Below are 18,474 nucleotides of genomic sequence, written 5' to 3'. Positions count from 1 at the left end.
TTTCGCTCATCTTTCCCAGTCTGTTAAGCGAATAAAGTGATGTCTATTGTTATACTATCGGCAGAGTGCTAACGACAAAGAGGATTTATCATGCCAGTTGCCAGAATAGTCGCGTGTTACAGCGAAAACGAAAAAGACACCATCACCCTACTGTGCGGCGTGGATGCAGAAAACCAGATCCGTCAGGGTGAGTGGTTTGGCGTAGTGAAAAATGACGATGGGCGTGGGGACGAATCCAACTATCCGTTCACCTTGCACGTGGATCATCAGAAAGGGGAGTTCTTCCTCGACTATGGTTTTGACGACGCCGAATCACGCCAGTTGCAAAAGACCGACATCCAGCTCAACCCGCTGGTAGAGAAAGGCTATTTCACCATTTTCGATGAAGAAGAAGGGGAAGAGTTCAGCTATAAGATCGCCAGTATTCATCTTTACGACTGATCCTGCCTAAGCAAACAGCCCGCAGTGCCGATAATGGCGGCGGGCTTTTTTTTGGATCAAACATCCACTTTTTACATTCTTGTTACGCCAGGCTATAGGTGGCGGGCATCTTTGTGCTATATGATAAAAAATTCATGGGGTTAACTGGGGCATATCTAACATGACGAGAAGAAAAATTCTGGCGAGTTTTCGTTTAACGCTTTGCGCGCTCACCATCAGCGCGGGTATTAGTGGTGCTATGGCTGCTCAGGTTCCCCCAGGTACCGCTCTGGCGGAGAAACAGGAGATCGTCCGGCACATCAAAGATGAGCCGGCGTCACTCGATCCGATTAAAGCCGTGGGCCTGCCAGAAGCGCAGGTGGCACGCGATCTGTTTGAAGGGCTGGTGAATCAGGACGCGCATGGTAAAGTGATCCCCGGTGTCGCTACGCGCTGGCAGACCGCGGATAACCAGACCTATATCTTCACGCTGCGCAAAGATGCCCGCTGGTCCAACGGTGACCCTGTCACGGCGAAAGACTTCGTTTATAGCTGGCAACGGCTGGTCGATCCGAAAAGCCTGTCGCCGTTTGCCTGGTTTGCTCAGCTAGCCGGGATCCAGAATGCCGAAGAGATTATCGCCGGTAAGCTGCCCATCGATAAGCTTGGCGTGGTGGCAGTGGATGACCATACGCTAAAAGTGCAGCTGAACAAGCCTGTGCCCTATTTTGTCAGCCTGACGGCCAATTTCAGCCTGTTCCCGGTACCAAAAGCCGTGGTTGAGCAATACGGCAACGATTGGACCAAAGTGGGCAATCTGGTAGGTAATGGCGCATTCAAACTGCAAGAGCGAGTGGTTAACGAAAAGCTGGTATTGGTGCCGAACGACCATTATTGGGACCATAAACACACCGTGTTAACCAAGGTGACCTTTGTACCCATTAACCAGGAATCCAACGCCACCAAGCGTTATCAGGCTGGTGACATCGATATTACCGAATCCTTCCCGAAAAACATGTACCAAAAGCTGTTGAAGGATATCCCAGACCAGGTTTACACGCCTGATCAACTCGGCACCTATTACTACGCGTTCAATACCCAACGTGCGCCAACCAATGACGTAAGAGTGCGCAAAGCCTTGTCTTACGCTATCGATCGCAAGATCATTGCCGAGAAAGTGCTGGGTACCGGCGAGAAGCCGGCCTACCATTTCACGCCGGATGTCACTGCGGGCTTTAAGCCGGAAACCAGCCTGCTGCAGCAACAGTCCCAGGAAGAGTTGAACGAGCAAGCCAAGGCGCTGATGCAGGCGGCGGGTTATGGTCCGAACCATCCTCTGAAATTGACCCTGCTGTATAACACCTCAGAGAGTCACCAAAAGATTGCCATTGCGGTGGCGTCAATGTGGAAGCAAACCTTGGGTGTTGACGTTAAACTGCAAAATCAGGAGTGGAAAACCTATATCGACAGCCGTAACACCGGCAATTTCGACGTGGTTCGTGCCTCCTGGGTGGGGGATTACAACGAGGCCTCGACCTTCCTGTCGCTGCTGACCTCTTCACACACCGGGAATATCGCCAAATTTAACAGCCCGCAATACGACCGTCTGTTGGCCGACGCCAGTCGCGAGACTAATCCAACGGCGTTAACCGCCGATTATAACAAGGCCGAGCAGATGATTGCGGCCGAGGCTCCGATCGCCCCGATCTATCAATATACCAACGGGCGACTGATCAAGCCTTGGGTGAAGGGTTACCCAATCACTAACCCTGAAGATGTCGCCTACAGCCAGGAAATGTACATTCTGAAACATTGATGTTCAGAGTCCTGACGCCTGCCCAAGCCCTCGCCAACGCGGGGGCTTTTTACTTTAAAATCCCGTTATGGCGGTGCCACTTTTATCCCTAAGGCAATAACGCTAGACTCTGTATCAACGGCAAAATAATGAGGGTTTTTAATGGATGTCATTGAGGGGCGCGAACTGCAGGTGCCCGACGCGGTCTATGCCTATCAACTCGACGGCAAGGGTGGCACCACGCCAATTGAGGATGACGATAAGATCACCAGCGAGGAACCATGCTGGCTGCATCTGGACTATGCCCATCCGGCCAGCGCCGAGTGGCTGGCAAATACACCGTTGCTGCCCGATCTGGTCAGAGAAGCGCTGGCGGGGGAAAGCACGCGGCCACGCGTCACCCGATTGGGCGACGGGACGCTGATCACGCTGCGCGGCATCAATTTCAACACGGACTCACGGCCAGACCAACTGGTGACGTTCCGCGTGTACATCACCGATAAGATGATTATATCCACCCGCCATCGCAAGGTTTACTCGATCGATGAGGTGGTCAATGAATTGCGCAATGGCCAGGGGCCGATTAATAGCGGTAACTGGCTGGTAGAAATCGCTGATGCGCTCACCGACCACACCAGTGAATTCATCGAAGATCTACACGACAAGATCATCGATCTGGAAGATGCGCTGTTAGAGCAGCAAATCCCTGAACGTGGGCAATTGGCGCTGATCCGCAAACAGTTGATTGTGCTACGCCGTTACATGGCACCACAGCGCGATGTTTTCTCACGTTTAGCGAGTGACCGCCTGCCGTGGATGAATGATGACGAACGTCGCCGCATGCAGGACATTGCCGATCGCCTGGGGCGCGGATTAGATGATCTTGATGGCAGCATTGCCCGTACGGCGATCCTGTCCGATGAGATCACTACCGTGATGGCCGACGCCATGAACCGCCGTACTTACACTATGTCGCTGATGGCGATGGTCTTCCTGCCTACCACTTTCCTGACCGGGCTGTTCGGGGTCAACCTTGGAGGGATCCCTGGCAGCGGTAGCCCACTGGCATTTGCCTCTTTCTGCTTCATGCTGTTGGCTTTGGTTGGGGGCGTTGCCTGGTGGTTGAGGCGGAGCCGCTGGCTATAACGACAAATAGTGGCGAAAACGCGAGTAAAGTTGAGCAGTATCAACATTTGCTCGCGCGAACTACGGCATTCTTGCTCTTGCAGGTGAATGCAACGTCAAGCGATGGGCGTTGCGCTCCATAATTGTTTTATTTACTTATTTTTAGAATTATTGCATAGCACATTTAATTCAATACGATGCCGGTTTAACCACCGGCATTTTTTTATGCTTTTTCCCTTCGGCTAATCCTTCCTGCATTCAAACGCTTGAGTGAAGATTTCCACTATTGTTATTCACGTTCGGACTAAGTCGCTTCACCGGATAGTGCTTACAGGCGGGGATCGTGCAGAACGCCGACACGCCGTGAATCCGTCCCTGGGGGCTCGTATCGCTTGTCCATGCGCTCAACGGCCGGCTAACCTGCAAGATCCCCACCTGCCTCCGGCTTCTGTGGGGCGGCGTTAAGCCGCGCTTTCGTCCCAGAAGCTGGCCTCTATCTTGTGGCCATCCAGATCGCGGACGAAACAGCCGTAATAGGCGGCACCGTAATGTGGCCGTGAGCCCGGAGCACCGTCTTCTTGTGCCCCAGCGGCTACCGCCTGCTGATAAAACGCATCAACCTGCTGCTTGCTGGTGGCGAAGAAGCCGATATGCACGCCGTTCGCGGTGCCTGCGGGTTTGCCGTCTATCGGCAGTTGCAACCAAAATTCAGGATAGTCTCGGCCATAGCCGATAGCGCCAGGGTGTTCCAGCACGCGACGGCAGCCTAGCGCACCGAGAACCCGGTCATAAAACTGTGCGGCGGCATCGAAATTGTTGGTTCCCAGCGAGACGTGGGAAAGGCAGGGGGTGATATTCATCGTTGGTCTCCTTTGACTGTATAAATAAACAGTATAAGGTTAAAACCGCACTGTCAGGCACTTTATGCGTGAATTGTGAACAGGATCTAACATTTAGCGGGGGAAAAACCTCCGCCTGCGGGCACAGGCGGAGAGAAGGACTATTTGATTTCCAGTACGTTCAGGCGTTCAAACGCGGGCGAGCCGTTGTCATCTGCGTCTTCCGGCTGCCAACCCACCGGTTGCAGTGGAATATCTTCACGGTCAAATGCCAAATCACCGCCATCAACCACTTCGCTGCCGTGGTGAATACCTTTGAAGTCAAACAGTTCGGTATCGCACAGATGCGAAGGCACCACGTTCTGCATGGCGCTGAACATGGTTTCGATACGGCCTGGGTAGCGTTTGTCCCAGTCGCGCAGCATATCGCCAATCACCTGGCGTTGCAGGTTTGGCTGTGAGCCACACAGGTTGCACGGGATTATCGGGAATGCTTTCGCTACCGAGAAACGCTCGATGTCTTTCTCACGGCAATAGGCCAGCGGGCGGATCACCACGTGTTTACCATCGTCGCTCATCAACTTGGGTGGCATACCTTTCAGCTTGCCGCCGTAGAACATGTTGAGGAACAGCGTTTGCAGGATATCGTCACGGTGGTGGCCAAGGGCAATTTTGGTGGCACTCAGCTCGGTGGCGGTACGGTAAAGGATGCCGCGGCGCAGACGTGAACACAGGGAGCAGGTGGTTTTGCCTTCCGGGATCTTATCCTTCACGATGCTGTAGGTGTTTTCTTCAACGATCTTATATTCCACACCCAGGCTTTCCAGATAGGCTGGCAGGATGTGCTCGGGGAAGCCGGGCTGTTTCTGATCCAGATTCACCGCGACCAGTGAGAAGTTCACCGGAGCGCTTTTTTGCAGATTGCGCAGGATCTCCAGCATGGTGTAGCTGTCTTTCCCGCCGGACAGGCAAACCATGATGCGATCGCCTTCCTCAATCATGTTGTAGGCGGCGATAGCTTCACCCACGTTGCGGCGCAGGCGTTTTTGCAGTTTGTTCAGGTTGTACTGCTCTTTAGGGTTAATTGATTGATTTTCTTGCATTATATTTTCCGTGAAACATCAAAAGGGGCAAAATTGAGGCAAAATATTCTAGATAGCCAGCCTGTCATTTAGCATGTTCACCTGCTCCCCGTTCATCTCTCCGATCCACTTTCCGTATATCTCGTAGACCATTTGTGCATTATCGTGTCCCATCTGATCCGCGATGAAGGACGGGTTGGCACCGGCCGATAACAGCCAGCACGCGAAAGTATGTCGCGTATGGTACGGATTACGACGCCGAATACCAGCGCGTTTTACAGCGGCGTTCCAGCGCGCACCGATAGACGACAGCTAATAGTCTGTTTTTTGCTGTTCTTTGGCCGGGCGTGGCCTAAAAACGAAATGTAGCCGCTGCCTTTCAGTTTTTCCATATTCACGGTGGTGAAAGGTAACCTCCATTTTGGGATGCAACAGCACTGGCCATAAGGTTGACGTTCCGCTCGGGACTGTAACTGAAGTATTACGGAGGCAGCTACACTGGCGCAGTCCTGGGCATAGATGAGCCGATGGACACTATTACGCAAGTCGATCATCACGCGATTTTCATGTCGTACTTGGTACAGTTATACGGCAGTTACAAGCACGTCAGGAAAACCACGGAACCAGCTCCAATGGTTACGTCTGGAAGTCAGCACACAGGCGATGTTCAAGCTTTCCTGCAGAAGTATGTCGGCAATGAAAAAGATGGGATTGATGTAGCGGCACCGATGCACACCATCCAAACAAGTGATCGATTTGGGCTAGCTGAGGCTCACTGCGATGTTAAGCCGCTAACAGACGAGCAGTGCTATAACGCTTGGTGTATTGCGCGGCTGCTGGATGAGGAATTTTTTGGGGCGCGCAGGGCAAATACCCAGGTGAATCTTCCTCATGATTTAGCTGTCTATTTCTTATCTATTTTCCCATAGTCGGTACCTAAGTGTAGGGGGCTATTGGGGATGAAAATGTTAAGTGCATACTGACGAACGAGACTCGTGTTCTTACTGATATTTTGGCTCTTGGCATAAAAGGAGGCGAAAACGCCGGATTTCGAATTGACCAGGCATTACCAGGGAACTATGCCATAAAGCCGAATAACTCCATTTATCAAAGGCTTCAGCCTGTTCCGTGGAGTTCTGATATTTCACTTACGGCTATACGTAGCCACATACCGGATTACATCGATCTGCGTGCTGGCACGCCTGCGGTAGAAGATCCAGTACCTAAATTGGAACCGGCGCACAGCGGGTGATATGGAACAGGACGAAGGATCCAAGGAATAATCCTCAAGGCTGGCAGAGATCCCGTCCATACTTTCTTTCCTTATCATTCACGAAAGAAATCTATCTTTTGTGCCCCTAATCATTAACAACATAAAGTAGTATTGTCATTATGATAATACGGTTGGTAGATAATGCATTGATTTTGAATCATAAAATAAAATTTCACATCTATAAAAGTTAATGCTAACTCAATAAGTATTAAATTTTATAATCAAAGTTATTGAAAAGTACTTACATGTAGGTTACTAATTAATCGCTTTACGCAATTTTACATAGGGCAGTATCATCATTAAATCAAAAGGAGTTGTTTATGAAAATTATTGATCCATCATTATTAGGTACTATCTCTGGTGGCCGGGGGAATAATGGCGGCGATCGTGTTGATAACGGTGGTAGGACCAATGGCAATAGTAACAAAGGGAACGGGAATAGCTCTGGTGGGTTTTATGATAAATATGCTGATCCAGGCTGTTTCACTGGTGTAGTTGGTGGTGCAATAACAGGTGCCATCGGTGGCCCCGGCATTGCACTAGCGAATGCGCTCAATGGCGGAATTAACTCTGGGTGTCTCGATACCCCAAATAGAGGCAACGGTAACGGAGGGGGGACAGGTGGAAGCAACTGCGGTTCTGGCTCTGGCGGCTCATGTTCTTGGTAGTCGGCCAAAATTTACGTTTTAAATAAAATATGTCGGTTATACTCGTTTAGGCCAATTTCATGAAGAAACTTGTAAATATTCTTTCTATTTTGCTATCCCTGTTTTTGTCAAATGCATTACTAAATGGGGCCGGAGTATGGCCATCATGGTGGTATGCTGCTCCATCAGATATTTCAAAAATTTTGGTTTCACTCGCGTGTACGTTTGTTGTGATCAAATTGGTATCTCGCCTAGTAAACCACTACTATCCAAAATAGTTGGCGGTAATATATTAACCGATTCACCATGCAAGGGCGCAGCATGCTGCGCCCGTTATTGGGTTCGTTAGGGACAGCGAGAATATTGCACGGCAAGTCTATCTTTTGCAAAGACTCCGTTATCTCAATAGGGTTCACTTCTGTGCTATACGGCGTTCGGCTGGTGTTTTCACCATTGAAATAACCTGGATTTGATATGCGATATCGAATGCGCGATATATGGCTGCTGATGCTATCTCCATCTTTTTAAGGAAGAAAACGGTGTTTCGCCAGGAAGCGATTGATAATCATAAAATAAAATGGTGCGGCCGGGCATTGCTGTTGCCCGGTATTTCCTTTTGGCTCATGTTGGGAATGTGCCTATTTTTTCTCATTGCGTTTCTCTCATTCATTATCGCCGGCACCTATATCCGGCGGGTCAATGTGACCGGCGAGATCAGCACCTATCCGCGCGCCGCCAACGTCTATTCCACCGTCCAGGGAGTGGTGGTCAAACAATTCGTCACAGAGGGACAGGTGATCACCGCTGGTGCGCCCATTTACCAGATCGATGTCAGCAAGAGTACCCACAGCGGTGTGGTCAGCGACAACCAGCGCCGGGATATCGATGGCCAGTTGGCGCGTATTGCGCAAATTGTCAGCCGACTGGAAAGCAGCAAGCAGGTCACACTCGCAATGCTGGAAAAACAAAAGACGCAGTATATCACCGCGTTCGCGCGCTCTACGGAGATACTCCGACTGGCTCAGGAAGGGATTCGCATCATGAAAGATAACATGGAGAACTACCGGCACTATCAGACCAAAGGATTGATTAACAAGGATCAACTTACCAACCAGGTGGCGCTGTATTATCAGCATCAGAACAACCTGCTGGGCTTGTCCGGCCAAAACGAGCAAAACGCCTTGCAGATCACCGCGCTGGAAAGTCAGATCTACACCCAGGCCGCCGAATTCGACAACAAGATTTACCAGATGCAGCTGCAGCGTTACGAGCTGCAAAAGGAACGGCTAAACATCGATGCTGGCGGGGCAATCATCGTCCGTGCCTTGGCCGAAGGTCGCATCGACTCGCTAAGCGTCACGGTCGGCCAAATGGTTAACGTCGGTGACAGTCTGCTGCAGGTGGTCCCGCACGAAATCGATCACTATGTTCTGGTGCTTTGGGTGCCCAACGACGCCATTCCCTATATTGACGCCGGTGATCAGGTCAATCTGCGCTATGACGCCTTTCCTGCGGAGAAATTTGGCCAGTTCGCAGGCACTGTGTCCGTCATCTCTAAAGCCCCGGCTTCGCCGCAGGAAATGCTGACTTACCAGGGGGCTCCAAAAGCCGCGTTGACCGCCTCCGAGCCGTATTACAAGGTTATCGTCAGACCGGAGAAACAGGCCATTGACTATGACGGTAAGCATCTTAGCCTGGAAAACGGCATGAAAGCACAAAGCACCCTATTTCTCGAGAAAAGGAAAATTTATCAATGGATGTTGTCACCGTTCTACGACATGACACACAGCGCGACGGGGCCGGTCAATGAGTAAGCTCGCTTTCAAACAGCTAGTCAGCCAGTTGGACCTGCGGTGGCGTCATCGGGTTCCGATGGTTCACCAAACAGAGTCCTCGGAGTGCGGACTCGCCAGCCTGGCGATGATTTGTGGCCATTACGGCAAAAACATCGACCTGATAGCGCTGCGCCGGGAGTTCAACCTATCGAGTCGTGGCGCCACGCTGGCCGGGCTGACCAGTATCGCCGAACAGTTGGGGCTGGCCACCCGCCCCCTGTCACTGGATCTGAACGAGCTTGGCGCCCTAAAAATACCCTGCATATTGCATTGGGAATTCAACCACTTCGTGGTGCTGGTTAGCGTCAAACGCAACCATGTGGTGCTGCATGATCCAGCGCGCGGCCACCGGACCGTCAGTCTTACGGAGCTGTCGCACAGTTTCACTGGCGTGGCGCTCGAAGCGTGGCCCGGCAGCGAATTCATCGCAGACAGTGTCAGCCACCGAATTCGCCTCCGCACACTGATTGGCAGCGTGCATGGCCTCAATAGGACGCTTGGCAAGATCTTTTGTTTGTCTCTAGTGTTCGAAACTATCAATCTGGTGATGCCGGTCGGCACACAACTGGTTATGGATCACGCCATTCCCGCCGGGGATCGCGGATTGTTGGCACTCATTTGCGTCGGACTGATGATATTCATTCTGTTGCGGGCTGCCATCGGTATGGTACGCGCCTGGTCCGGACTGGTGATGGCGACGCTCATCCATGTGCAGTGGCTGTCTGGCCTGTTTACCCATCTATTGCACTTGCCTCTGGGCTACTTTGAGCGGCGTAAGTTGGGTGATATTCAGTCACGCTTCGGCTCACTGGATGAGCTGCGCAGCACCTTCACCAGCAGTATTGTCGGCGCCATCATGGATTCCATCATGGTCATTGGCGTTCTGGTGATGATAGTGCTGTATGGCGGCTGGCTAACTTGGGTAGTGATCGCTTTCACCGCATTCTACGTACTGATGCGCATGCTGACCTACGGGTATTACCGACAACTGTCCGAGGAGGTTCTGGTGAGAAATGCCCGGGCCGGTTCGTATTTTATGGAGACGCTCTACGGCATCGCCACCGTCAAGATGCAGGGCATGGCGAAACGCCGCATTGCCCACTGGCTCAACCTCGAAATCGACACTATCAATACGGGTATCCGGGTTACCAAAATGGACATGCTGTTTGGCGGCATCAAAACTCTGGTTGCCGCCTGTGATCAGGTTGCCGTCCTGTGGTTGGGAACCAGCCTTGTGATCGATAACCAGATGACCATCGGGATGTTCGTAGCGTTCGGTGCCTTCCGGGGGCAGTTCTCTGACCGCATTGGATCGCTGACGGAGTTTTTACTGCAGTTGCGCATGATGAGCCTGCATAACGAACGCATTGCCGATATTGCTCTGCATCCGCGAGAAAATCGCAAACCCGATCTCCCTTACGAGCCGGGACTACAATCGGTGAGCTTGACAACCCATGATCTGAGCTATCGCTACGACAGCCAGTCACCGGTCATCTTTGATGCCCTAGAGATGACTGTTGCGCCGGGCGAGAGTGTGGCCATCGTAGGCCCATCTGGATCAGGCAAAACCACGTTGATGAAAGTGCTGTGCGGGCTGTTCCCCTCTGATTCTGGTCGTGTTGAGGTGAACGGTATCGATATTCAGCAGCTTGGTATCAACAACTACCATAAGATGATCGCCTGCGTGATGCAGGACGACAAGTTGTTCTCTGGTTCGATCCGGGAAAATATCTGTGGGTTTGCGGACGAGGTGGATGATGCGTGGATGCAGGAGTGTGCCCGTGCCAGCTATCTACATGACGTGATCATGCGCATGCCTATGGGATACGAAACCTTGATAGGGGAACTGGGTGAAGGATTGTCCGGCGGGCAAAAGCAACGGCTGTTTATTGCCCGTGCAATCTACAAGAAACCGGCAATTTTGTTCCTGGATGAGGCCACTAGTGCTCTGGACAAGGACAGTGAAGCGGTGGTAAATCAGGCAATAAAGGCGCTCAGCATTACGCGGGTGATCATTGCCCACCGTGAAACCACAATAGCGTCGGTCGATCGGGTCATTGAACTGACAAACAAGGCTGAGTAATGATCACACTAAGTCTCAAGTTCACTATTGCTTGGTGTATTTCAATCATGAAGGTAATGCGACGATAAAAATAAATTATTAATTATCAATGAGTTTTGATGGTGTCTGTTTTACATTCAGGTTGTACTGAGCTTTTTGGCTAATTGTTTGATTTTCTGACATTTAAATCGTGCTCGTTCTCATTTGGGGGCGCTACGGCGGTATAACACTTTTAGCGGGCAAGTTTAGCATTCTCTGGGAGGATTTGGTCATTATTCGTTTGAGCTGTGGTAATGTCAGTTCAAGGTTCATAGCCATTCAAGGACAGATTGTGGTTGGCAACTCAACAGATTTAAAGGATCTCCTTGCAAAGACGCGTCCTGATTTTACCATTCAAAACTTACGTGACTTCACTGACTGGGCTGAACAGAGGGTATTAGCTGGAGAATACTCTGATAATCTGCTGATATTGGCTTCACTAGGGCTAGACAAAGATTTAGTCAGGGAAGAGGTGCAAACTTACTTTGCAGCATATCTTAAAGATATCGGTAAGCCCTATCCGGATAGTTTGGAGGCCACGGTCTACTATTTTCGACGGTGCTTTAAGATTTTGGCCTGGTCTGAGGATGAAAACGTCGTTTGGGGCACGTTAATCGACACGTTCGATCGCTGGTATGAATTTGACAGCCCAATGTTAAGTCGAGTTGTTAACTATTGGAATGGAGTCCGAAGCGATTTCGTTGATTGCTTTGATGAGGAGTATGGTTATTTACATGTTATGTTCCCAAGACACTTCGACATTCCACGTCAAAAACAGTGTGATTACATAAGGGAAACCGCAAAGCGCTTTTTCTGGCTCTTAGAGTGCGAATACACTTGCTCGCTGATATTAAAAAACAGTTCGTAAGTGTTCAGGTGGCCACGATCATTTGGATGGGCGTAGCACATACAACGCCTCAACATAGTGAACCAGAGCAAAAAAGGGCGCGTTCCCGCGCCCTCAACATACCTACTCCGAACCTGCCTTCTCCGACTTTCCTGCCAGCAGGCTAAGGAAATCGTATTTCTCCTTCAGCTCTTTTTCTGCTGCTTCATACAACGCAGCGGCAACCTCAGGCTGCTGCGTATTGAGGCGGCGGAAACGCTGTTCCTTGTTCAAGGTCGCCGTCAGCTCACTGTTCGGTGGCCGGGAGTCCAGCGCCAACGCAGCTTTGCCTTCCGCAGTACGACGTGGATCGAAGCGATACAGCGGCCAGAAGCCGGTCGCGGTTAGCTGCCGCATCTGGTCGTGGCTCAGTGCCAGATCGTAACCGTGTTCCTCGCAAGGGCTGTAGGCGATGATCAGGGAAGGGCCAGGGTAGGCTTCTGCCTCCTGAATCGCTTTCACCGTCTGGTTAAGCTGCGCACCCAACGAGATCTGCGCAACATACACATGGCCGTACATCATCATGCTGACGCCAAGATCCTTACGGGCCTTGCGCTTGCCGTGCTCACCAAACTTGGTCACGGCCCCCAGCGGAGTGGCCTTGGATTGCTGCCCGCCGGTATTGGAGTAGCACTGCGTATCCAGCACCAGCACGTTGACGTTTTCCGTCAGGCTCAGCACATGATCCAGACCGCCGAAGCCGATATCGTAAGCCCAGCCGTCACCGCCAATCAGCCAGATAGACTTATCCACCAGATAATCGGCATCGGTGGCTAGTTGACGAGCGTCGTTGCCTGTCACGTTAGCCAACAGGCTACGTAATTCGGCGATCTGCTGGCGGCGCGGGCCGGTGGCGATCTCGTCTGCTTGCAATGAGGCCACCAACTGAGCGGGTAATTGCGGTGCCAACGTGTCGAGCAGGCGCAATACGCGGCGGCGGTGCTGATCCACCGTCAGGCGGAAGCCCAGACCAAATTCGGCATTATCCTCAAACAGCGAGTTTGCCCAGGCTGGGCCACGGCCGTCGGCGTTGGTGGTGTAAGGCGTGGTGGGCAGGTTACCGCCATAGATAGAAGAACAACCGGTGGCGTTGGCAATCAGTAACCGGTCGCCATACAGCTGGGTCAGCAGCTTGATATATGGCGTTTCGCCACAGCCGGAACAGGCACCCGAATATTCAAACAGCGGAGAAATCAGCTGCGAGGTGCGGATATCGATACGTTCCAACTGCGATGCGTCGATCTCTGGCAGTTGCAGGAAGAAGTCATAATGAGCCTTTTCCTCTGCCAGGTGATCGAGGCGAGATGCCATATTGATCGCCTTGATTTCCGGATTCTGGCGATCTTTCGCCGGGCAAACCTCTACGCACAGGTTACAGCCGGTGCAATCTTCAGGGGCGACCTGCAATACATATTTCTGACCGCGCATATCACGGGATTTTACATCCAGCGATTGCAGCGTGGCAGGGGCGTACTCCATGGCTTCTGGCGGAACCACCTTGGCACGAATGGCTGAATGCGGACAGGCCGCGACGCAGTGGTTGCACTGGGTACACAGGTCCGGCTGCCAGATCGGCACTTCTTCGGCGATATTGCGTTTTTCCCACTGCGTGGTGCCCACAGGCCAGGTGCCGTCTGGGGGGAAAGCCGAAACCGGCAGGGTATCGCCCAGCCCGGCCAGCATCACAGCGGTAACGGTTTTGACAAAATACGGTGCGGCGTCGGAAACCACCGGTGGACGTATTGGACTGTTGCTGTCGAGTGGGCGCAGTGGGATTTCCGTCAGCTCACTCAGCGTGGCACCCAAGGCTTGCCAGTTACGTTCGACCACCTCTTGGCCCTTGTTGCTGTAGCTGCGGGCAATCGCTCCCTGTAGTTCCTGCAACGCCACTTCACCCGGCAGGATCTTTGTCAGATGGAAGAAGGCCATCTGCATCACGGTATTGATGCGGGCACCCAAATGACATTCGCGCGCCAGCTTGGCCGCGTTGATGATATACAGTTTTGCCTGGCGCTGATGCAGGATCGCCTGGACCTCTTGCGGCAGGCGCGACCAGACTTCATCCGCGCTATAAGGGGTATTGAGCAGGAAAATGCCGCCAGGTTTTAGCCGCTCCACCATTTGATACTTGTCGATAAACTGCCACTGGTGGCAACCGACAAAGTCGGCGCGGTCGATAAGGTACGCCGAATTGATCGGCTTATCGCTAACCCGCAGGTGTGACACGGTCAGGCCGCCGGCCTTTTTCGAGTCGTAGACAAAGTAGCCTTGGGCAAACATCGGCGTGCTGTTGCCGATGATTTTGATGTTGTTCTTGGTGGCAGAGACCGAACCATCGCTACCCAAACCGTAGAACAGGGCTTCCAGTGAGGCCCGCTGAGGGAGAGTTTCTTCGTGGAGCGGTAGTGAAAGACCGGTAATATCGTCGAAAATGCCCACGGTAAAGCGTGGGCGAGGCTTATCCAGCATCAGCTCACGGAAAATGGCCAACGCGCAGTCTGGGCCAAACTCCTTGGAAGACAACCCATAGCGCCCGCCAATCACCCTCGGCATGCTGGCGCGTTCGCCACGGCTAAAGGCTTCTGCCAGCGCAGTCATCACATCCAGGTATAAAGGCTCGGCTAGAGCACCCGGCTCTTTGGTACGGTCAAGCACCGCAATTTTTTGTGCGCTTTCCGGCAGAACGGCGAGCAGATGTTTGGCGGAGAAGGGACGATAAAGCCGGACTTTAAGAACGCCCACTTTTTCACCGCGCGTAAGCAGGTGGTCGATAGCTTCTTCACAGGTGCCGATGGCTGACCCCATCAGGATCACCACGCGCTCGGCCTGCGGGTGGCCGTAATACTCAAACGGCTGATAGCTGCGGCCGGTGATGGCAGCAAACTTGTCCATCGCCTGCTGCACATGTTGGTAGGTATTGTCGTACCACGGATTGGTCGCTTCCCGCGATTGGAAATAGGTATCCGGGTTGGCTGACGTACCGCGTATGACGGGATGATCCGGTGAGAGAGCCCGGCTACGGTGGGCGTCGATGGCGTCCTGCGGCATCATCTGCTGTAGCGTTTCGTCGCTCAGCGGGGCGATCTTGTTGATTTCATGCGAGGTACGGAATCCATCGAAGAAATGGATGAACGGCAAGCGGCTGTTTAGCGTGGCCGTCTGGGCGATCAGTGCAAAATCCTGCGCTTCCTGCACGTTGCTGGCGCACAGCATGGCGCAACCGGTCTGGCGTACGGCCATCACGTCGGAGTGATCGCCAAAGATGGATAATGCATGAGTTGCGACGGTGCGAGCGGCAACGTGGAGGACGAATGGCGTTAGCTCCCCGGCCAGCTTATACAGCGAAGGGATCATCAACAGCAATCCCTGGGACGAGGTGAAGGAGGTGGAAAGCGCGCCGGTTTGCAACGCGCCGTGCACGGTAGCAATGGCTCCGCCTTCGGACTGCATCTCCACCACGTGGGGCACGTCGCCCCAAATGTTCTTCCTGCCGTCACTGGACCAGGCAGCGGTTTGTTCCGCCATGGTCGAACTTGGGGTGATTGGGTAAATGGCAATCACTTCACTGGTGCGATAAGCCACGGAAGCGACAGCGTTATTACCATCTGTAGTTATCATCTGCAGTACCTTTCTGTGCTCACAAAGCTGCAAAAGTCAGCTTCTTATAATCATCAGCAAAGTCTAACAGAGGGGGTTATTTGTGCTTTATCGCATTTGTGTGGCGCACAAAATCTGGATGTAAGGTGATATTTCGTTAAAAAATAATTACTATTTGCAGCGTAATGGTAAAGCGTTGCGGCGATGTAACGCTAATTTAATCTCCGCGTATCATATTGATGTATCGCGAAACAGAAAGAAGAAGTTGAAAATGACCGCATTTATCTATTTAGCTATGGCGATTATCGCCGAAGTGATCGCCACCACCTTGTTGAAAGCCTCTGAAGGGTTTACCCGCTTGTGGCCATCTGTGTTTGTAGTGTTGGGTTACGCGGTAGCATTTTGGGGGCTTTCGATGGTGGTAAAAACCATGCCGCTGGGGATTGTCTATGCCATCTGGTCCGGGTTGGGGATCGTGCTGGTGTCGATTGCCGCGGTGTTTATTTACCAGCAGAAGCTGGATTTGCCTGCGGTGGTTGGCATGGGGCTGATTATTGCCGGGGTGTTGGTAATTAATCTGCTGTCCAAGTCGGCAGGGCACTGATCGGGAGCAAAATGCTTTCAGGTCAAAAAAAAGCCAAATTAATGGCTAATCATATTTCTATTATTAAGCTAACAAGCTAGATTACTAAAGTTGTCTTTCCGGTTGCCGCTTGTTGAAGAAATGAATAGGCGGCAACTTGAAGCTCAACGGGTGGACATCAAAGATAACCAAACGGGCCCATCGTTCCAGTGGCTCGGGTTATCAGCAATGGCAAAATTACACAGCATCGTTTCGGTTCAGGGGTACGAATAATGATCACAGCAAAATGGCTGCTTGCCGGCGCCATACTCTCTTTGGCTGCCTGCAGCAGCAATAACAACCAAGAACCACAGCAGATCGCCACCAGTGCCAATATTGGTGCGATACCTACCAGCGAAAGCTGTGCCAGCGTGGGCGGAGTAACCACCATTGCCCATTCGCTCAACGGCGATACGCTCAGAATGTGTCAGATGCCGAACGGCAAACAGTGCGAAGAGTCAGCGCTGGGCCGTGGAGCCTGTGCCCGTTGAGTTTGTACCGGGCTAATGGCTAGCCCGGTAATGCCAACTTAATTGACCCAGTCTTTCAGGGTATACACCAGTTGGTGATCGCTGCCGCTCAGGGTCAGCTGTTGGCCATTGAGCGAGACTTTTGCACCGTTAGCCAACAGCGTGCCGATGGTTTGATCCCATTGGTTACGTTGTGGATCTGCGCACATCATGCGGGTCGTGGCGAGGTTTTTCACCGTCAGCACGCCGTTCTCTAACTGGCCCTGGCCGAAGAAACGGTTGCACATCGATCCGGAAATATTCATTTTCTCGCCGAACTCGATGCTCGGGCCGCTGCCTTGTTTTGCTTCAACCGCCACACCATCCACGCTTTGCAGCACAAAGTTATGATGCAGCAGATCGCTTTCTACTACGGTGTGTTGTTTGGTTTGAGCGGAACCACAGCCAGCCAATAGCGCACAAGCCATGGCTAAAGGGATCAGTTTTTTCATTATTACGAACCTGTTTAGGTTTTGTCGGAAGAGTTAGGGGCGCTAAGCGCGCCCCAAAGTATCAGGCATTAAGCTGATTAGGGCAGGCTTCACCCCGCGCAAGCTGTTCAATATTTTTCAACGTAGTTTGCGAAATACTGGTCAACGCCTCTTCCGTCAGGAACGCCTGATGGCCGGTAAACAGCACGTTATGGCAGGCGGACAGGCGGCGGAAAACGTCATCCTGGATCACATCGTTGGATTTGTCTTCAAAGAACAGGTCGCGTTCGTTCTCGTATACGTCCATCCCCAGCGCACCAATCTTTTGCTGTTTGAGCGCATCGATAGCGGCGGAAGAGTCGATCAAGGCACCGCGACTGGTGTTAATCACCATCACGCCGTCCTTCATCATGGAGAACGCGTCCGCATTCAGCAGGTGATGGTTTTCCGGCGTTAACGGGCAGTGCAGGGTGATCACATCCGCCTGGGCATACAGCGTTTTAAGATCGACATATTCGGCACCCAGCTCTAACGCTTGCGCGCTTGGGTAGGGGTCGTAGGCCAAGAGCTTCATGCCAAAGCCTTTCAGAATACGCATGGTAGCTACGCCGATCTTACCGGTGCCAATCACCCCGGCAGTGCGGTTATGCATATTGAAGCCGATCAGCCCTTCCAGCGAGAAGTTGGCATCACGGGTGCGTTGATAGGCCCGATGAATGCGGCGGTTCAGGCACATCATCATACCCACAGCGTGTTCGGCTACGGCTTCAGGTGAATAAGCCGGAACGCGCACCACCTTGATACCCAGCTCTTTCGCCGCATCCAGATCGACGTTATTGAACCCGGCACAACGCAGGGCGAGGATTTCAACCCCAAGCGCTGCCAACTCTTCCAGCACTTCCCTGCTGCCGTCGTCATTGACGAAGATGCATACGGCCTTACAGCCGATAGCCGTTTTGGCGGTTTTCTTGCTTAGCAGAAAGTCGAAAAACTCCAGCTCATAACCAAACTGCTGATTTACCAATTCAAGATACTTACGGTCATACTGTTTGGTGCTGTAAATCGCCATTTTCATCGTGGTTTCTCCCGCGTGATTATGTGATCAAATTAACATATTTTGCCAAATACGACAATGGTTTAGCGTCCTATGGCGGCAGCGCTCATTTAGGGTTTTATGCTGATAATCAGTGTATTAGCCGCTTACCGTATTCACCGGATAAATATCAAAAATGAGAAACCTGCTCTATAAATGATGAGATGGGTTCACCTTCACCTGCCAGGGGATCCGTGTCATCATTGCACCTGGCTAATC

At 52.1% G+C, this 18,474-nt stretch carries 15 protein-coding genes and 1 pseudogene; 10 read left to right on the top strand and 6 right to left on the bottom strand.

What is annotated here, in order from left to right:
* Positions 1-90 precede the first annotated feature (90 nt).
* The 3 genes from N6G83_RS34990 (at position 91) to zntB (ending at position 3,361) form a co-directional block, all read left to right on the top strand.
* Positions 91-441 carry a hypothetical protein gene (locus N6G83_RS34990; RefSeq protein ID WP_024531191.1) on the top strand — a complete coding sequence of 117 codons (351 nt, stop codon included), beginning with the start codon at positions 91-93 and terminating at the stop codon, positions 439-441.
* A gap of 160 nt (positions 442-601) precedes the next feature.
* Positions 602-2,236: an ABC transporter substrate-binding protein gene (locus N6G83_RS34985; RefSeq protein WP_074029183.1), complete on the top strand. Its 1,635-nt coding sequence runs from the start codon at positions 602-604 to the stop codon at positions 2,234-2,236.
* Positions 2,237-2,377: 141 nt separating this feature from the next.
* Positions 2,378-3,361 carry a zinc transporter ZntB gene (zntB, locus tag N6G83_RS34980; protein WP_024531193.1) on the top strand — a complete coding sequence of 328 codons (984 nt, stop codon included), beginning with the start codon at positions 2,378-2,380 and terminating at the stop codon, positions 3,359-3,361.
* A 440-nt stretch (positions 3,362-3,801) separates the two neighbouring features.
* On the opposite strand, the gene N6G83_RS34975 is transcribed toward zntB, so the two are convergent.
* From N6G83_RS34975 to N6G83_RS34965, 3 genes and pseudogenes are all read right to left on the bottom strand, one after another.
* Positions 3,802-4,200 carry a VOC family protein gene (locus tag N6G83_RS34975; RefSeq protein WP_024531194.1) on the bottom strand — a complete coding sequence of 133 codons (399 nt, stop codon included), beginning with the start codon at positions 4,198-4,200 and terminating at the stop codon, positions 3,802-3,804.
* A gap of 140 nt (positions 4,201-4,340) precedes the next feature.
* Positions 4,341-5,282 (bottom strand): tRNA 2-thiocytidine(32) synthetase TtcA, encoded by a 942-nt coding sequence (gene ttcA, locus N6G83_RS34970; RefSeq protein WP_211134674.1) that lies wholly within the window; start codon positions 5,280-5,282, stop codon positions 4,341-4,343.
* 48 nt (positions 5,283-5,330) lie between these two features.
* Positions 5,331-5,690 (bottom strand): annotated as a pseudogene (locus N6G83_RS34965) (tyrosine-type recombinase/integrase); the annotation flags it as partial.
* Between the two features lie 98 nt (positions 5,691-5,788).
* Here N6G83_RS34965 and N6G83_RS34960 point away from each other — a divergent pair.
* The 5 genes from N6G83_RS34960 to N6G83_RS34940 all read left to right on the top strand — a co-directional run bounded on the left by N6G83_RS34960 (position 5,789) and on the right by N6G83_RS34940 (position 11,985).
* Positions 5,789-6,190, top strand: coding sequence for a hypothetical protein (locus tag N6G83_RS34960; protein ID WP_211134673.1), 402 nt, complete (start codon positions 5,789-5,791; stop codon positions 6,188-6,190).
* Between the two features lie 664 nt (positions 6,191-6,854).
* Entirely contained in the window at positions 6,855-7,202 is a 348-nt protein-coding gene (locus N6G83_RS34955) for a hypothetical protein (RefSeq protein ID WP_074029178.1), read from the top strand.
* A gap of 518 nt (positions 7,203-7,720) precedes the next feature.
* On the top strand, positions 7,721-8,995 hold the full coding sequence (locus tag N6G83_RS34950; protein ID WP_074029383.1) for an HlyD family secretion protein: 1,275 nt from the start codon (positions 7,721-7,723) through the stop codon (positions 8,993-8,995).
* The gene (locus N6G83_RS34945; RefSeq protein ID WP_211136690.1) at positions 8,988-11,099 is read left to right on the top strand and encodes a peptidase domain-containing ABC transporter; all 2,112 of its coding nucleotides are present in this window, start codon (positions 8,988-8,990) and stop codon (positions 11,097-11,099) included. The genes N6G83_RS34950 and N6G83_RS34945 overlap by 8 nt, the downstream gene beginning before the upstream one ends.
* Positions 11,100-11,268: 169 nt before the next feature.
* Positions 11,269-11,985: a hypothetical protein gene (locus N6G83_RS34940; RefSeq protein ID WP_211136689.1), complete on the top strand. Its 717-nt coding sequence runs from the start codon at positions 11,269-11,271 to the stop codon at positions 11,983-11,985.
* Between the two features lie 102 nt (positions 11,986-12,087).
* Here N6G83_RS34940 and nifJ read toward each other — a convergent pair whose 3' ends face one another.
* Complete coding sequence (gene nifJ, locus N6G83_RS34935; RefSeq protein ID WP_186580384.1) at positions 12,088-15,621, bottom strand: pyruvate:ferredoxin (flavodoxin) oxidoreductase; 3,534 nt, start codon at positions 15,619-15,621, stop codon at positions 12,088-12,090.
* A gap of 250 nt (positions 15,622-15,871) precedes the next feature.
* Here nifJ and N6G83_RS34930 point away from each other — a divergent pair, with 250 nt between their 5' ends.
* Positions 15,872-16,204 carry an SMR family transporter gene (locus N6G83_RS34930; RefSeq protein ID WP_021806525.1) on the top strand — a complete coding sequence of 111 codons (333 nt, stop codon included), beginning with the start codon at positions 15,872-15,874 and terminating at the stop codon, positions 16,202-16,204.
* A 251-nt stretch (positions 16,205-16,455) separates the two neighbouring features.
* Positions 16,456-16,713 (top strand): DUF333 domain-containing protein, encoded by a 258-nt coding sequence (locus N6G83_RS34925; protein WP_074029170.1) that lies wholly within the window; start codon positions 16,456-16,458, stop codon positions 16,711-16,713.
* 38 nt (positions 16,714-16,751) lie between these two features.
* Here N6G83_RS34925 and hslJ read toward each other — a convergent pair whose 3' ends face one another.
* Both hslJ and N6G83_RS34915 read right to left on the bottom strand, forming a co-directional pair.
* Positions 16,752-17,183 (bottom strand): heat shock protein HslJ, encoded by a 432-nt coding sequence (gene hslJ / locus N6G83_RS34920; protein ID WP_074029168.1) that lies wholly within the window; start codon positions 17,181-17,183, stop codon positions 16,752-16,754.
* Positions 17,184-17,244: 61 nt separating this feature from the next.
* A complete protein-coding gene (locus tag N6G83_RS34915) occupies positions 17,245-18,237 on the bottom strand; it encodes a 2-hydroxyacid dehydrogenase (protein WP_024486550.1) in 993 nt (330 codons plus the stop codon).
* Between the last annotated feature and the right edge of the window lie 237 nt (positions 18,238-18,474).

It is taken from the genome of Serratia sp. PL7 (genome assembly GCF_945957435.1).
The sequence above is the reverse complement of the archived record's forward strand: the minus strand, read 5'-3'. Positions and strand labels throughout refer to the sequence as shown.